Origin of the sequence: Idiomarina sp. ST20R2A10 (assembly GCF_051842345.1) — a bacterium.
GTDB classification, from domain to species: Bacteria; Pseudomonadota; Gammaproteobacteria; order Enterobacterales; family Alteromonadaceae; genus Idiomarina; species Idiomarina loihiensis.
The window spans coordinates 33,615-48,580 of the sequence record NZ_JBNIEY010000009.1 but is presented as its reverse complement, the minus strand read 5'-3'; the positions used below and the strand labels follow the sequence as shown (position 1 = coordinate 48,580).

Sequence of the window (14,966 nt, the reverse complement as noted above, 5' to 3'; positions counted from 1 at the left end):
GCGCGTTTTCTCTGGGTTAGGATTGCTTACGCAAAAATTGCAGGATACGCTGATTCACATCAGCCGGATGAGTCAAAGGCCCCATATGCCCTGCTCCAACGGAGTCTCGTTGAACATCAGGAAGTATCGTCGATAAAGCCTCTGCGACAGCTTTTGCACTGCGACGAGTGTGTTCGCCCTGCAGCAGCAGAACGCTTTGCCCTACCCCGCGGTAGTCTTCCAGGCGTCGGGGTTCGTTAAGCAAGGCGTCGAAGTCCAGCGCCACTTTGGCAGCCTGACTGACCATGATTTGCTGAATGCGTTCAGGCAAAGCATCAAAATATCCGGCGTCATTCCAGTAATCGACAAAGGTGCGAGTGCATTCGACTGCGTCTTTACCGTTCATAGCGTGACTGATCTCCTGTATTTCCAGCATTCCGGGAGAATCATCCGGTAACACGTGAAAGGCAACAGGTTCGTAGACAACCACATCGGCAATTTTAAATGGCTTTTCCAGTGCCAGCTTTAATGCAACAGCACCGCCATAGGAGTGACCAACCAGTTGCACAGGCCTGGATAACGCAAGTTGCTCAACCGCGTTAATAATACGGGGCAGTTCCTGCTCCAGTCGAAAGTTTGCCGTAAACTCGACGTTAGGCGCCTGCCCATAGCCCAGCAAATCAACCGCAATAACAAAGTGAGTGCTGGTTAATTCTTTTATTAACGCCCGCCACTGGCTACTCGCGCTCTGCGAGCTGTGCAACAAAACAACCGGAGGGTTTTGTTGTTCGCCGTACAAATGGATACCTGATTCTAATTCAGACATAGCTTCACTTTATAATAAACTGACACCAACAAACTGACCGATACCAAAGCCAGCAGCTAACAATAAAACGGCAAAAGTCGTTAATACCCCAATGGTGCGAGGCAAACTCACGCCGACACTGCGGGTTAATCCTATAGCATGACATAAGCGAGCAACGACTAACGCAATACCCAACCCATGGAGCAGAGCAAGCGGAGCGTTTTGTACTTCCATCATAGCAAACAGAATAAGCGCCAGAGGCACGTACTCAATAAAATTCCCATGGATGCGTACTGCAACGTTGAGTTCTTCGGCTTCACCTGTACCAAGGCCTACCCGATGTTTCCAGCGCAAGCGGATAATGTTCACAGCCAGAACAAGATAAATAAGCGTTAAAATGCCCGCATAAAAGCCGGTGATTGTTAGTTGAGATGTCATTGGAATGCCTCTTGTTATTCGTTGGGGCCTTGCTTCATTAAAAAAGGCTCACCATGTGAGCCTTTTAGTAAAAAATTACTTTCTGAGCAAATCGCCCAGTTGCTCACTGACTCTTTCAACGGGTTGTGTACCATCAATTTTGTGATACTCCGTCTTACCTTCTTCAGACAGCTTTTGATAATACTCTACCAGAGGCTCGGTCTGTTCGTGGTAAACCGAAAGACGTTTACGAACCGTCTGTTCCTGATCATCCGGGCGAACAACCAAATCTTCACCCGTTTCATCGTCTTTGCCTTCCACTTTCGGTGGATTGTGCTCAACATGATAAACACGGCCGGAACCAGGGTGGACACGGCGACCACTCATGCGATCAACAATAATTTCGTCCGGAACATCAAATTCCAGCACGTAATCAATTTCAATACCGTTATCACGCATCGCGTCGGCTTGCGGAATGGTTCTTGGAAAACCGTCGAGTAAAAAACCATTCTGGCAGTCTGGCTCTGCAATTCGTTCTTTGACCAACTCGATAATGATGTCGTCCGACACTAACTGTCCGGCATCCATAACTTGTTTGGCCTTTTTACCCAGTTCTGATCCGGATTTTATTGCTGAACGCAGCATATCACCGGTGGAAATTTGAGGGATCCCAAAAGTATTCATCAGGAATTGTGCCTGAGTTCCTTTTCCAGCTCCCGGGGCGCCTAACAAAATAATGCGCATAGAAAACCTCTTTGCATGATTCAAAAGTCTGCCCCGAACTTTACCCTGACAGGCGGGCTATTACAAGCGCAGAAAGCCGCTGCAGGCAATGACTTACCCACAGCGGTTGATACGAAATTAAGCGTTAAGCATTAATTTGTTAAGGCGGGTAACGAAGGAGGCTGGATCTTTCAGGTTGCCCCGCTCCGCTAAAGTGGCCTGATCTAATAACACTTCAGCCCATTCTTTAAAGGTATCATCTTCTTTGGTCAGCATGCGCTGAACCAACGGATGTTCTGGATTTACTTCAAAGATGTACTTAGTTTCAGGAACCGCCTGACCGGCGGCTTCCATCAACTTAGCCATTTGCGTACTCATATCATTGTCATCGGTAATGATACAGGCCGGCGAGTTGGTTAAGCGGTTAGTCACACGAACCTTCTTAACTTTATCACCTAAGGCTTTTTCAAAGCGTTCCAGGTTTTCTTTAAAGGCTTCTTCGGCTTTTTCCTGCTCGGCCTTGTCTTCTTCGTCGTCCAGTTCGCCTAAATCAAGGTCACCACGAGTCACTGACTGCAACTGTTTCTCTTTAAATTCAGTCAGGTGGCTCATCAACCATTCATCAATGCGCTCTGAAAGCAGCAACACTTCAATGCCTTTCTTGTTGAAGATTTCCAGTGCAGGGTTATTTCTGGCGGCTTCGTAGCTGTCAGCAACAATGTAGAAGATTTTATCCTGGCCTTCTTTCATTCGCTCAATGTAGTCGTCCAGGCTGACTGACTGCACTGCGCCTTCGTTATGCGTTGAAGCAAAACGCAGCAGCTCGGCAATACGCTCACGGTTAGTGTGATCTTCCGCCGGACCTTCTTTCAGCACATTCCCGAAGGTATCCCAGAATTGTTGATACTGTTCTTTGTCGTCTTTTGCCAGCTTCTTCAGCATTTGCAGTACTTTTTTGGTACTGCCATTACGCATTGCACGGGTGATTTTATTATCCTGCAAAATTTCACGCGAAACGTTCAGCGGTAAGTCGTTTGAGTCAACCAAACCACGCACAAAACGCAGGTAAGTCGGCATTAACTGCTCAGCGTCGTCCATAATAAAAACACGCTTCACATAAAGCTTAACGCCGTGCTGTTGTTCGCGGTTCCATAAGTCCCACGGAGCGCGTTTTGGAATGTACAGCAAATTAGTGTATTCGGTTGTGCCTTCAACTTTGTTGTGGCTCCACAGCAGTGGTTCATCAAAGTCGTGCGCTACGGTCTTATAGAACTCTTTGTATTCTTCGTCCGTAATGTCTGACTTTTCACGAGTCCAGAGTGCCTGACCTGAGTTTACGGTCTCCCATTCGCCGGGCTGCCCTTCCACTTTGTTGCCTTCGTCGTCTTCTGACTCAGGTACCGGTTCTTTCCACATTTGAACCGGGATACTCAGGTGTTCTGAATACTTATTGATAATGCCGCGCAGACGATTTTCATCTAAGAATTCATCGGCATCGTCTTTCAGGTGCAAAATAATATCCGTGCCGCGACGGGCTTTATCAATGTCAGCAATTTCGAAATCGCCTTCACCTTGCGAGCGCCATTCGACTCCGCGAGCGTCTTTATCTAATGCTGAACGGGTTCTTACGGTAACTTCATCAGCAACAATAAAGGCTGAATAGAAGCCAACACCAAACTGACCGATAAGCTTACTGTCTTTTGCTTCGTCGCCGGACAGCTGACCAAAGAACTCCGCAGTGCCTGACTTGGCAATGGTTCCCAGATTATTCATCACGTCGTCGCGCGTCATACCAACGCCATTGTCGCTGATGGTAATAGTGCGGCTGTCTTTATCAACAGAAACACGAACGTGCAGGTCACTGTCGTCACCGTACAGAGAGTTGTCGCTTAAGGCTTTAAAGCGCAATTTATCTGCTGCGTCGGACGCATTAGAGACCAATTCGCGTAAGAAAATTTCTTTATTGGAATACAAAGAATGAATCATCAGGTGAAGCAATTGTTTTACTTCTGTCTGAAATCCATGTTTTTCCATTTGACCGGCTTCCGCCATAGTATATTTCTCCTACTGTTATTACCTATGGCAATAACAATGGGGGCGCAGGAGACATTTTCAAGTCATCGGGAAAATTGTTTTCGACCACTGAAGGCGTGACCCAGTGTGGTTTGATCAACATAACCCAGCTCACCGCCTACTGGCACCCCGTGAGCAATTCGGGTGGTGTTGATATTCAATTGCGCGGCAATGTCGGCAATATAGTGCGCGGTAGCATCCCCTTCCACAGTCGGGTTAGTCGCCAGCACAATTTCCTCCACCGGCTCGCTCTGCAGTTGCCGCTCCAGTTCATCCAGACCAATGTCTGCCGGCCCAATACCATCCAGCGGCGACAAATGTCCCATCAGCACAAAATAACGCCCCTGAAATTGAGAGGTCTGTTCAATGGCTAATACGTCGGCGGGTGTTTCAACAATACAAAGCACACCATTTTCGCGCCGCATCGGGTTGCTGCAAATGCGACACAAGGGTTCTTCGGTTAAGGTCCGGCAACACTCGCAGTGGCCTACTTTTTCCACCGCAGACTGCAAAGACTCGGCAAGCCTTGAGGCTCCACCGCGATCGCGCTCAAGCAAATGAAACGCCATACGCTGTGCTGACTTTTGGCCAACACCCGGTAGGCGTTTTAAATTCTCGACCAGTTGATCGATTGCCGGACTAATACTCATTAACTGACCTTACTACTTAGAAAGGCATTTTAAAGCCCGGAGGTAAACCCATACCGCCGGTTATTTCAGACATGCGCTCTTTGCTGGTTTCTTCAACGCGACGCACAGCATCGTTGGTAGCTGCAGCAATTAAGTCTTCCAGCATTTCCTGATCGTCTTCCATTAGGCTTGGGTCAATGCTTACGCGCTTTACGTTGTGGTTACCCAGCATGGTAATTTTAACCAGGCCTGCACCGGCTTCACCGGTAACTTCCATATTGGCGACTTCTTCCTGGGCTTTTTGCATGCGCTCCTGCATTTGTTGCGCCTGCTTCATCATGTTACCCATTCCACCTTTAAACATAATTTTATTCCTCGTTTAAGCTTTTAAAAAATTAACGCGCCTGAATTGATGACTCATCAATTTGCGCTTGAAACCTTTGTTGTAAGTCTTGTACGCCGGCGTCTCCGTGTAATATTTCACACGCGCGCTGGTGACGGTATTCATTGATATGCTGTTGCACCATTAAAGGTGTTGGCTGGCTCGGCACGCCAACTTTAAACTCTACCCTTGCAGTCGCCCCTAATAACCCGGCCAAAGACTCTCTGACGGCCTGACTGGTCGATTCGTTCAATAAACTTTTTTGTTCTTCAGCCACCAGAATCAACCAGTCGTCATCGCCAAGCTTTTGCAGTTCGGAGTTTAACAACACCTGACGAGCCAGCCCGGAAATGTCCATGCCTGCTATCATGGCACTCCATTTATCAACTTCGGCGGCTTCGCGGATATCGTCATTTAATTCTGGCAGTTCTTCGTTTAATTCGTCTTTTGATTCCGGCTGATGCTCGGGGTGAGCTTCTGGTTCGGCTTCTGCCGGAACAGTTAACGCCACCGGCGAGCTGTTTTCTGTCTGGCTGTTTAATGTTTTGTTGCTATTGTCGGGATTTTTTTTTTCAGCCAGTTGCTCTCGCACGCGTAAAAGATCGGCTACGCCAGAACTGCTCTGCGCCGCTGGCTCAGGCGTTGGCTCTGCTGTTTGATCTGCTGTTGGCTCAGGTACTGGCTCCGACTTAGCGGCCTCTTCCATATGATACGGAGGCGCATCATTATGATAGAAGCCCGCATCATCATCCGGTTCAGAGTAATTAAATTCAGGAGGCTCTTCATGCTCACTATAAGACGGTTGCATAGGCTCCGATAATTCCGCTTCAGGCTGCGGCTCTGGTTCTGCCTGCGGTGTTACTTCTGCTTCAGGCTCAGGTTCAGTCACTTCTGGAGCAGGAGCCGTTAGCTTCGACTCAGGCATATCAACAGCAGACGAGTCTGGTTCAGTAATGTTGTAATCGCCCTTTTCTGCCGGGCGGAAACACAGCAGCCGCAATAAAGTCATTTCGAGTCCGCTACGTGCGTCTATAGCGTAAGCCTGCTCGCGGCGGCCTTCCAGAACCGTGCGATAGAAAACCTGGATAAGTTCAGCCGGCATGCGTCGCAATAATGGTTTCAGGACATCACTGTTTTCGAACACATTAGCGGCACTGGGTACTTGCTGAACCAACGCCAGCTGATGCAATAAGCTCTGTAGCTCGACCAGCACTGAACTCAAGTCCGGTACCATTGATACCATACTGTCCACACGTTGCATTACGGCTTCTGCATCCCCTTCGAGAACACATTCCAGTAATGCGGCAATATCGGCCACGGGTACGTTGCCAAGCATACGTCTGACACTGTCGATACTAACCGAACCGCCACCCTGGGCAATAGCCTGGTCGGTTAAGCTAAGCGCATCGCGCATACTGCCACGGGCAGAACGAGCCAAGAGTGGCAGCGCTTCGGAATCAGCCTGAACCTGTTCCTGCGATAAAACATAGCTAAGCTGCTGCGTAATATCGTCGTTCGACAAGGCTTTTAAATTAAACTGCAGACAACGCGATAAAATGGTGACCGGTAGCTTCTGCGGATCGGTGGTCGCCAGCAGAAACTTTACGTGCTCCGGTGGTTCTTCCAGTGTTTTCAGCAGCGCATTAAAACTGTGCCGTGACAGCATGTGCACTTCATCAATTAAGTACACTTTATAGCGGCCGCGGGTGGGCCGATACTGGACGTTATCAAGTAACTCGCGGGTGTCTTCAACTTTGGTTCTTGATGCTGCATCAATTTCCAGCAAGTCAACAAACCGTCCCTGCTCTATTTCAAGACAGGCACTGCATTTGCCACACGGCGTTGCCGTAATACCTTCTTCGCAATTCAGTGCTTTAGCCAGGATTCGTGCAATGGTGGTTTTACCCACCCCGCGGGTACCGGTAAACAGATAAGCATGATGAAGCCGCTGCTTGTCTAACGCGTGCTCAAGCGGCTTCAAAACATGTTGTTGGCCGACAACTTCTGCAAATTGCGAAGGTCGCCATTTTCTTGCCAGTACCTGATAACTCATAGGATGGATTATTAACTCTGTTTCGTTAAAACTGACATAAGGTATAGCACGCAACGCCGGCCTGCTGCAATTTATCTTCACCACCGAGCTCAGGTAAAGAAACCACAAAAGCGGCTTCTACAACGTCTGCGCCGGAAGACTTAATCAACTGACTTGCAGCTACCACGGTTCCGCCGGTAGCCAGTAAATCGTCGACAATTAGCACTCTGTCGTTTTCAGTCAAAGCGTTTTCATGCATTTGCAATTCATCTGAACCGTACTCTAACTCATAATTCTGACGTGTCACTTTACCGGGTAACTTCCCCGGCTTTCTTAACAGAGTAACTCCACACCCCATGGCATAGGCTAATGCGGAACCAAAAATAAAGCCACGGGCTTCAACAGCAGCAATTTGTGTTATGCCCTGCCCTGCATAGCGTTGCTTTAACGTATTAATGGTTAATCTGAACGCATCCGGGTTTTGTAGTAAAGGCGTTATATCCCGGAAAATAATACCTGGCTTAGGGTAGTCCGGAATGGAACCAATAGAGTCCCTTATATCAGTCGTGGCTGATTCCATAATCTTAGTCTCATCATTATGCGACAAAGCGCACCGCCCAGGATTTTAGCGTATCCAGCAGAAAATCCTCGTTCAAAGGTTTAGCCAGACATTGAGTCGCACCGGCCTTTAATGCCTTTGGCTCTATCTCTACCAAATCCTGAGTTGACATAAACAACAATGGAGTACGGTGATAAGCGTCTAAATCGCGCAGGTTTTTCAGTAAAGACAAACCGTCCATAACCGGCATTTTGTGGTCAAGCAAAACAATATCGAAGTAGCTCTGTTTCGCTTTGCTTAAGCCATCTAAACCATCCCGGGCTACAGTAACCTCAAAGCCAAGTGGCTTTATCAAGCTACAAATAGACTCCAGAGTTTTGTCTTTATCCTCGACAACGAGCAAAGTGACTGACATAAATGTCGTTTACCTGATAGTTAATGAGGATGTATTTAAGAAGAAAGAATTTGTGTTAAACGCAGAACCAGCGGTAAACAGGCCCAGAATAAAAACAACACTGCCGTAATAAGCAAAAATCGTTTGCCTGCCGGTTCTTTAAAGGTTTCTGATGACATAACTTTTACCTCTTGATGAAATCGGGGCTGATCATACTCGATCCTCGACAACGATAAAAGTTGAATTCAATTCTTTACCTTCAATATCAAGTGCTGCCCGGCTAGTCTGTTTAAAGTCTGTTCGGCCCCTTGCTGTAGCTGATCTTTGGGCCATTGAGGGAGTAATTCAGGCAAAAGCTCGAGTAAGCTATTCAGTTGAATACTCTCTCTATTTTGTAGCTCTGTTAACAGTAAAAAAGTCATCGCATTAGTGCGAATAAAGCGAACCTTATCGCCGTTGTCGCGAAACACGATCAAAAAACGCGGTTCTGCCAAGGGTTCCTGAGGCTGAAACTCAGTGCTTATTTCATCAACCGGGTACTGATATGACGACACCATAGCTGTCGGGTTAAGTGCAATCAGAGTGTCACTCTCAAGCGCCTCTGCCGGATTAATATAATTTTCAGGCCACGGCTTTTGCTCTACCGCCAGTTCTGCCCATTCATAGTGAGCCAGTTCAGCTGCAAAGATAAACAACTCGTCATGAGATTGCAGGTACTCAACAAAGCTTGCCGCAATACCAGTAAAATATGGTGACTGAGAAGAAAAGGTACGAAAAAACCGCTCTTTGGTTTCTGCCCATTCTTTTTCCGCTGTCAGCTTTTTGAGTACAGGGAATGCACTATCAATAAAACGAAAGATATTATTCCGCAGTAATCGCTGATAAACAGCCAGCCGCCGCGCTTCTATCTCATCCAGCCAAGCTTCGTCTACGAACTTTTCCGGCGCTTTTAACTGTTCCACAAAGCGATTTTGAATTTCTTTAAAAGTCATTTTACTCATGGCGAGCCTGTATCGCATTTATCCTGTTCAACTCCTGGTTTAACTCTTCCAGCGAAGGGAAGTTGAAGTCTCTTTCCAACAAAGTAGGGTAAACACCGTGCCGCCCATAAGCATAATCCAGAAGCTGGAAAACTTCGTCTTTTACGCTGGCACCATGAGTATCAATATAAAGATCGTCGTATTCTTCGTGATGTCCCGCTATGTGTCCGTAGACAATTCGCTCAGAAGGCAGGCCATCGATGAATTCATAAGGGTCATAACTGTGATTTACGCTGTTAACAAAGACATTGTTTACATCCAGCAAAAGCTTGCAGTCTCCGGCCTCAAGCACATGATTAATAAACTCTAACTCAGTGAGCTGCGGCGAAGGGCTGGCGTAATAAGAGACGTTCTCTAATATTAAAGTTTGCTCTAACCTATCCTGCACTTCCTTAATTCGTTCGCCTACATAGGCAGCGGCATCGGTTGTAAAAGGAATAGGCAGTAAATCGTATAACTGGCCGTTATGAGAACAATAGCTTAAATGCTCACTGTAAATTTCAATATCAAAGTCATTCAAAAAGCGTTTCACATCTTTCAGGAAGCTTTGGTTCAACGAGTCCTGACTGCCAATAGATAGCGATAGCCCATGGCAGGTCAGTTGATATTTTCCGGCTATTTGGGCGAGTTTGTCCAAGCGAGAACCTTTAAAAGGTATCCAGTTCTCCGGGGCTATTTCAAGAAAATCCGCATCAATATCTCCAGCTAAAGCAGCGTCAAGCAACTCGTTTCTTAAGCCAAGACCGACCGAATGAGACCTCATATTTCTCTCCCCAGAAAACAAAAACCCGACACTGTGGCCGGGTTTTACTATGCAGTTATAAAAACGAAAAGTGGTTAATCGAGATCGATACCTTTTCGTTTAGCTGTAGACTTAATATAACCCTTCCAGCTACGAGCACTCCGACGTTGACCATCGAAGGTTGCAGCTTCATCAACATAACGCATAGCCTGGCGATAGTCACCACCATAGAAATACGCTTCCGCTAATGACATGTACACACGACCTTCTTCATTACGCTCCAAATAATCCAGAGCCTTTTTTAGGGGAGTTGCTGCCGCAATATACTGTTCGTTCAACAGCATCAAGTTACCTTGCTTGCGGTAGTATTCACCTTTGTCATCACTGTCATTGGTTGCTTCTGCTGCGCGTTCATACCAGGAAACGGCTTTATCAAGCTCTTTCGCGCGATGGTAACTATTAGCAATAGTTCCAAAGTTCTTCGCAGTCCTTTCGATATCACCCGCTTCTACGTGCTTTTCCATAGTCGCAGCAGCTTTGTACGGAATACCTTCATTATCATAAAGTTGAACCAGCATTTTATACTGACTCTCCTTATCAAGGTATCCAGCCAAATACGCGATTTCCATAGTTTGAAGAGACTTAGCTAAGTTTTCTTCTAACATATAAAACTGCGCTAACTGCGGCCACCATTGGGTTACCTCTGGTAGCTTGTCCAGGCCTTCTTCAAGAACTTCTATGGCTTGAGGATACATCTTACGTTCATAGTAAGACGCCATCATCAACGTATAGACATTCTTTTCTGGCTTGTCTGCCGCCTTCAAAGAAGCTTCCGCAAAAGGAATGATTTCAGCGAAATTTTTCATCTGGTAGTGCGCATTAGCCATGTATAAGAACACTTGAGGATCACGTTCACCTGTGAATTGAACCCACTTTTTCAGGTATTCAAGGCTTTGTTCGTAATTCTCTTCTTGCAGACTAATTTGCCCAACCAGCTTCATCGCAGCTGCTTGGTCATTCCAACCGAGCACGTCCTGATCCACTGCGTTTCTCAAGACTTTTAAAGCATCAGCCATGCGTTCGTCTGCTGCATAAAGATTACCAAGAAAACGATCCAGGTACGCAGAGTCGTAACCAGGGTCAGGGTCTTGATTTTCAAGAACCGCTATCGCTTCTTTGATTTTCTCTTCTTCATACAGTTCAAACGCATCCATGATTGCCCGGCCAATCTTCTGCGAAGCAGCCTTATTGTCACGAGCTTTCTTCTGCGCCTCAACGGTCTTTTTGTCCGGAATGTTGAAACCAAGGTCCTGCGCCGAAGCCGGAACCGTTGTCATCGACATAACGGAAGCAAAAGCCAGGGCACTAACAAATGTTTTAACTGTATATTTCATTTCTTAGTTCCCATCCATTGTGAAGTCGAGCTGGACGGTCATGCCTTCCTGACGAACAGGCTTACCATCAATGACCTTGGGCTTATACTTCCAACGCAATAGCGCGCGCCGTGCCTCACGGTCGAAAACTCGACGAGGTTCAGAATCGATGACTTCAACGTCAGTTACACCACCTTGCTGGTCAATAGTGAAGCGCAGCTGTACCCAACCTTCGGTGCCGTTTCTTGCGGCTGAAGGCGGATAACGCGGCTCAATACGAACAATTGGTGTTGCGTCTCCGTCAGAGTTTAGTCCTCCGCCTGGTCCTGAAAGACCAGTATCAGCACCACCAACATCAACATCAAAACCCATGTTCATGTTCATACCACTGTCTGATGTATCAGGCTCAGACTGTGGTGTTTCTGGTGGCTGCTCAGGTGGCGGTGGGGGCGGCGGCGGCGTACGCCGACGCTCCTGAACGTCAGACTCAGGTGGCGACGTTACGATGTCAATGACCGGCGTTGGAGGCGGCGCTTCATTGCGCTGCGCTCCCCCGCCGATTAAGTAAGCCATGAAAGCAAACAGAGCAAACGTAACGGCGGCACCTAGTAGTAAAGATACTAAAAAGCGCACCATATTATTTCTTCTCCGCAGCTATGGATATCTTATCGATACCCGCTTCCTTAACCTGATCCATGACTTCTACAACGACACCATGTTCAGCTTTCCTGTCAGCCTGGATAACAACAACGTCGGTTGGTTGTTCGGCAAGCATACGCTCGATGTTTGCACCTACGCGTTCTACATCCACTTGACGTTTATCCATCCAGACTTCACCAGTATCACGAATAGCGATAAAGATGTTAGCTGAAGGCTCCTTGGTCGTGTTACTGGCATCAGGTTTATTAACCTGAATACCCGCTTCTTTGACGAATGAGGTCGTTACGATAAAGAAGATCAACATAATGAAGACGATGTCGAGCATCGGCGTCATGTCGATCGACGCATCTTCCTCTTCTCGATTACGATTACGTGCCATAGTTTTACTCTCTTAGTGATGTGGCAAACTGTCAACAAGGCGTTCTTTCGCTCTACGCACTTTACTTTCCAGACGTGTTGCGAAAAACATACCGGATAACGCAGCAACCATTCCCGCCATTGTCGGGATAGTAGCCATCGAGATACCCGACGCCATTAGACGAGGGTTACCCGTCCCTTGTACTGCCATGATTTCAAACACCGCAATCATACCTGTCACGGTACCCAGCAGCCCGACTAGTGGACATAAGGCAACACAAGTTTTTATCAACAGAATACGTGCATTCAGTTTATCGTTCGCTTCGGAAATCCATGCTTCACGGATTCTATGGGCGTACCATGAGGTGGTGTCCTTACGGGCATCCCATTTCGCTATAATTTCATTGCGAAGTTTAGGGAAAGCACCTGTAAGGTACCAATAACGCTCAATCATCAGTACCCACATTAGAAAGAGCACCCCCATGACGATGTACAAAACATCGCCACCGGTAGCCAGAAAATCCCTGATAGATTCCCAAAGTTCCATCAGGTAAAGCATGGGTTACTCCTTCTCCGAATGCGAGGCTACGATACCCGCTGCTTGCTCGTCCAGAATATGAACAATAGACTTGCCGCGAGAAGCCACAATACTGTGAGCCAAAATCAATGGAATAGCTGCAATCAGACCCATAGCTGTTGTTACCAACGCCATAGAGATATCGCCTGCCATGATCTTCGGATCACCGGTACCAAACAGTGTAATAGACTGGAACGTACCAATCATACCAACAACCGTACCCAACAGACCAAGCAATGGAGCGATAGCCGCAAGGATCTTAATGACGTTAATGCCACTTTCGACTCTCGGGGTTTCACGTAAAATCGCTTCGTCCAGTTTCAACTCTAAGTTTTCAACATCTGCATTCTTATTCTCTTGATAAACTTTTAGAATACGACCTAATGCGTTGTTGTCTTTAGGCTGCTCTGGGCTTTTCAACTGAGAACGGATTTTTCCCGCCGCTGCTGTCAAAGTAACCAGTTTGAATACAGAGATTAACAAACCAAGAATTAATACTGCAGTAATTACATAACCAACAGTACCACCTTGATGATAACGCTCTTCCAAAGTCGCTTTGCCAGTTAACAAGCTCAGAATCTGACCTTTTGAAGGGTCAAGAAATACACCTTCATAACCTTCTTCAGTGTTAGCAAACTCTTTAGCTTGCGAAGTCGCACTACCCTGAGGCTGACGACCTAACGGCTGAACTTGCTCTGTAGTATCGTTGTATAGTAGGTATTGATTACCTGAAATTAAGTTAAAGGTACCAACACGAACCACTTCACGAGTTTCACTACCGCCGTCAAGCAAAGTTACATCAGTATTGAACTTAACTACTTTGCCCGATTCCACCATTTCAGTCAGCAAGGCTTTCCAAAGCTCTTCAAGTTCTTCCAGAGTAGGAAGTTCTTTTGCTTCTGACAAGCTTTCCAGAACCTCTTCACGACCGGGGTACTGCGCACTGATGATAGAAGTCGCGATACGCCCGATAGTCTCGGTTGCAGCACCACGAACAACACCGAACATTTCACCTAAAGTGCCTTTGGCATTCTCAAGTTCCTGCTCTTTGTTCGAAAGTTTAACTTCGTTTTCAGAAAACTCTTCCTGCAAACGTTTGCCACGTGCTTTTTCATCTTCTAACTGCTTCTCTGCACGATTCAGCAATGCTTGCTTGTCAGCACGAGCAGAAGTGAATTCACGTTCACGTTCAGCGTTCAGTTCACGAGAAGAAACACGGTTTTTTTCAACAAGCTGCAATAGCTCATCCAAACTTTTAGCTTCAGATTGATCCTGAGCCTGGGCAGCGAGAGTCGTACCTGCAGAAAGGGTGACTGCTGCTGCAATCATTAACGATTTAACTAATTTATTCATTCTGCACTCTCCGCTGCGAATACTGGAAGTTTCACCAGATCGTAAGCAAGCTGCTTACGTGACATACGAATCGCTTGGGTCAGAGGACGGATAAACTCGTCTTCCAAAGCAGTCCACTCATCGGTTTCGTTGTTGTAGATCCAAGCATTTTTCAAGTCCAGAGACTGAGCTAAGAAAGCAACACGACCCATGTGGAAATAATCAACAGCCACTTCCTTACCGTCAACTTCTAGGTTGCCCTGATAAGAAATCAAACCTGAACCGTAGTCCATTTCGGTTTGATAAGCTTCGATGATTTGACGAAATTGCTCTGATGTAGAAACACTTGAGCTGTCCATGATGTCGCGTAAACGCTCAACACGTGCCATACGCTTTTCGCGGTGAATTGGAATGTCCAATTTCACGAATTGCTCAAGCGAGTCAATCATTTCATACATCAAAGGAACAACACCTTGTTTCGTGCGTTCGATTCCGTCGATCTGCTTCTGAAGAGACTCAAGCGTAGCGTTCTGGTCATTAACCAAGCCTTGAACGTGATCGTTATAGACCTTCAAGTTCTCGTACTCAGCAACCACTGAACGATATTCGATAAGAAGATCCTGGCTTTGCTCGAACAAAGAGTCGATTTTCTTCTGTGACTGTTCGTCAGCGTTCAAAATCTTTTGCTCTTCGTTTTGTAGCTTAGCTACATCTACTTGCTGTGCCGCGGCAACGCCGGTGCCAGCAAACGCCATCACACCCATAAGGGTTGCAGCGAGTTTGGTTCTTTTGATTACTTTGGTCATAGTTCCCAACCAATTTGACTTAACTTCCGCTTCAACGCCTAAGGCGTGAAACACCAGTTGTTTGAATGACGAAAAGATCTCGTTCT

The 14,966-nt window shown here is 46.8% G+C and carries 18 protein-coding genes; all 18 read right to left on the bottom strand.

Translation table 11 applies throughout. The annotated features are described in order from the left end of the window. Positions 1–16: 16 nt before the first annotated feature. The 18 genes from ACP7H9_RS11740 to ACP7H9_RS11655 all read right to left on the bottom strand — a co-directional run bounded on the left by ACP7H9_RS11740 (position 17) and on the right by ACP7H9_RS11655 (position 14,880). A complete protein-coding gene (locus tag ACP7H9_RS11740; protein WP_114982000.1) occupies positions 17–805 on the bottom strand; it encodes an alpha/beta fold hydrolase in 789 nt (262 codons plus the stop codon). Between the two features lie 9 nt (positions 806–814). Beyond that, positions 815–1,222 carry an MAPEG family protein gene (locus tag ACP7H9_RS11735; protein ID WP_034823011.1) on the bottom strand — a complete coding sequence of 136 codons (408 nt, stop codon included), beginning with the start codon at positions 1,220–1,222 and terminating at the stop codon, positions 815–817. Between the two features lie 75 nt (positions 1,223–1,297). Next, entirely contained in the window at positions 1,298–1,945 is a 648-nt protein-coding gene (gene adk / locus ACP7H9_RS11730; RefSeq protein ID WP_011235077.1) for an adenylate kinase, read from the bottom strand. Between the two features lie 117 nt (positions 1,946–2,062). Further along, a complete protein-coding gene (htpG, locus tag ACP7H9_RS11725) occupies positions 2,063–3,976 on the bottom strand; it encodes a molecular chaperone HtpG (protein WP_114982001.1) in 1,914 nt (637 codons plus the stop codon). A 65-nt stretch (positions 3,977–4,041) separates the two neighbouring features. Continuing rightward, the gene (recR, locus tag ACP7H9_RS11720; protein ID WP_011235079.1) at positions 4,042–4,647 is read right to left on the bottom strand and encodes a recombination mediator RecR; all 606 of its coding nucleotides are present in this window, start codon (positions 4,645–4,647) and stop codon (positions 4,042–4,044) included. 16 nt (positions 4,648–4,663) lie between these two features. Continuing rightward, positions 4,664–4,990 carry a YbaB/EbfC family nucleoid-associated protein gene (locus ACP7H9_RS11715; RefSeq protein WP_034823014.1) on the bottom strand — a complete coding sequence of 109 codons (327 nt, stop codon included), beginning with the start codon at positions 4,988–4,990 and terminating at the stop codon, positions 4,664–4,666. 31 nt (positions 4,991–5,021) lie between these two features. Further along, positions 5,022–7,061 carry a DNA polymerase III subunit gamma/tau gene (gene dnaX, locus ACP7H9_RS11710; RefSeq protein ID WP_439222809.1) on the bottom strand — a complete coding sequence of 680 codons (2,040 nt, stop codon included), beginning with the start codon at positions 7,059–7,061 and terminating at the stop codon, positions 5,022–5,024. Positions 7,062–7,086: 25 nt separating this feature from the next. Continuing rightward, positions 7,087–7,620, bottom strand: coding sequence for an adenine phosphoribosyltransferase (locus ACP7H9_RS11705; RefSeq protein ID WP_011235082.1), 534 nt, complete (start codon positions 7,618–7,620; stop codon positions 7,087–7,089). A gap of 16 nt (positions 7,621–7,636) precedes the next feature. Further along, positions 7,637–8,014 (bottom strand): response regulator, encoded by a 378-nt coding sequence (locus ACP7H9_RS11700; protein WP_114982003.1) that lies wholly within the window; start codon positions 8,012–8,014, stop codon positions 7,637–7,639. A gap of 35 nt (positions 8,015–8,049) precedes the next feature. Then, complete coding sequence (locus ACP7H9_RS11695; RefSeq protein ID WP_255801606.1) at positions 8,050–8,172, bottom strand: hypothetical protein; 123 nt, start codon at positions 8,170–8,172, stop codon at positions 8,050–8,052. A 66-nt stretch (positions 8,173–8,238) separates the two neighbouring features. Continuing rightward, complete coding sequence (locus tag ACP7H9_RS11690) at positions 8,239–9,012, bottom strand: HvfC family RiPP maturation protein (RefSeq protein ID WP_439222808.1); 774 nt, start codon at positions 9,010–9,012, stop codon at positions 8,239–8,241. Next, positions 8,987–9,796: an HvfB family MNIO-type RiPP peptide maturase gene (locus tag ACP7H9_RS11685; RefSeq protein ID WP_439222807.1), complete on the bottom strand. Its 810-nt coding sequence runs from the start codon at positions 9,794–9,796 to the stop codon at positions 8,987–8,989. The genes ACP7H9_RS11690 and ACP7H9_RS11685 overlap by 26 nt, the downstream gene beginning before the upstream one ends. Before the next feature lie 74 nt (positions 9,797–9,870). Beyond that, positions 9,871–11,169 (bottom strand): tetratricopeptide repeat protein, encoded by a 1,299-nt coding sequence (locus ACP7H9_RS11680; RefSeq protein ID WP_439222806.1) that lies wholly within the window; start codon positions 11,167–11,169, stop codon positions 9,871–9,873. Between the two features lie 3 nt (positions 11,170–11,172). Next, entirely contained in the window at positions 11,173–11,784 is a 612-nt protein-coding gene (locus ACP7H9_RS11675) for an energy transducer TonB (protein ID WP_439222805.1), read from the bottom strand. Position 11,785: 1 nt separating this feature from the next. Beyond that, positions 11,786–12,187 (bottom strand): ExbD/TolR family protein, encoded by a 402-nt coding sequence (locus ACP7H9_RS11670; protein WP_439222804.1) that lies wholly within the window; start codon positions 12,185–12,187, stop codon positions 11,786–11,788. A 12-nt stretch (positions 12,188–12,199) separates the two neighbouring features. Continuing rightward, the gene (locus ACP7H9_RS11665; RefSeq protein WP_317498723.1) at positions 12,200–12,724 is read right to left on the bottom strand and encodes a MotA/TolQ/ExbB proton channel family protein; all 525 of its coding nucleotides are present in this window, start codon (positions 12,722–12,724) and stop codon (positions 12,200–12,202) included. A 3-nt stretch (positions 12,725–12,727) separates the two neighbouring features. Then, positions 12,728–14,095 (bottom strand): MotA/TolQ/ExbB proton channel family protein, encoded by a 1,368-nt coding sequence (locus tag ACP7H9_RS11660; RefSeq protein WP_439222803.1) that lies wholly within the window; start codon positions 14,093–14,095, stop codon positions 12,728–12,730. Continuing rightward, a complete protein-coding gene (locus tag ACP7H9_RS11655) occupies positions 14,092–14,880 on the bottom strand; it encodes a DUF3450 domain-containing protein (protein WP_439222802.1) in 789 nt (262 codons plus the stop codon). Before ACP7H9_RS11655 ends, ACP7H9_RS11660 begins: the two co-directional genes overlap by 4 nt. Positions 14,881–14,966 lie beyond the last annotated feature (86 nt).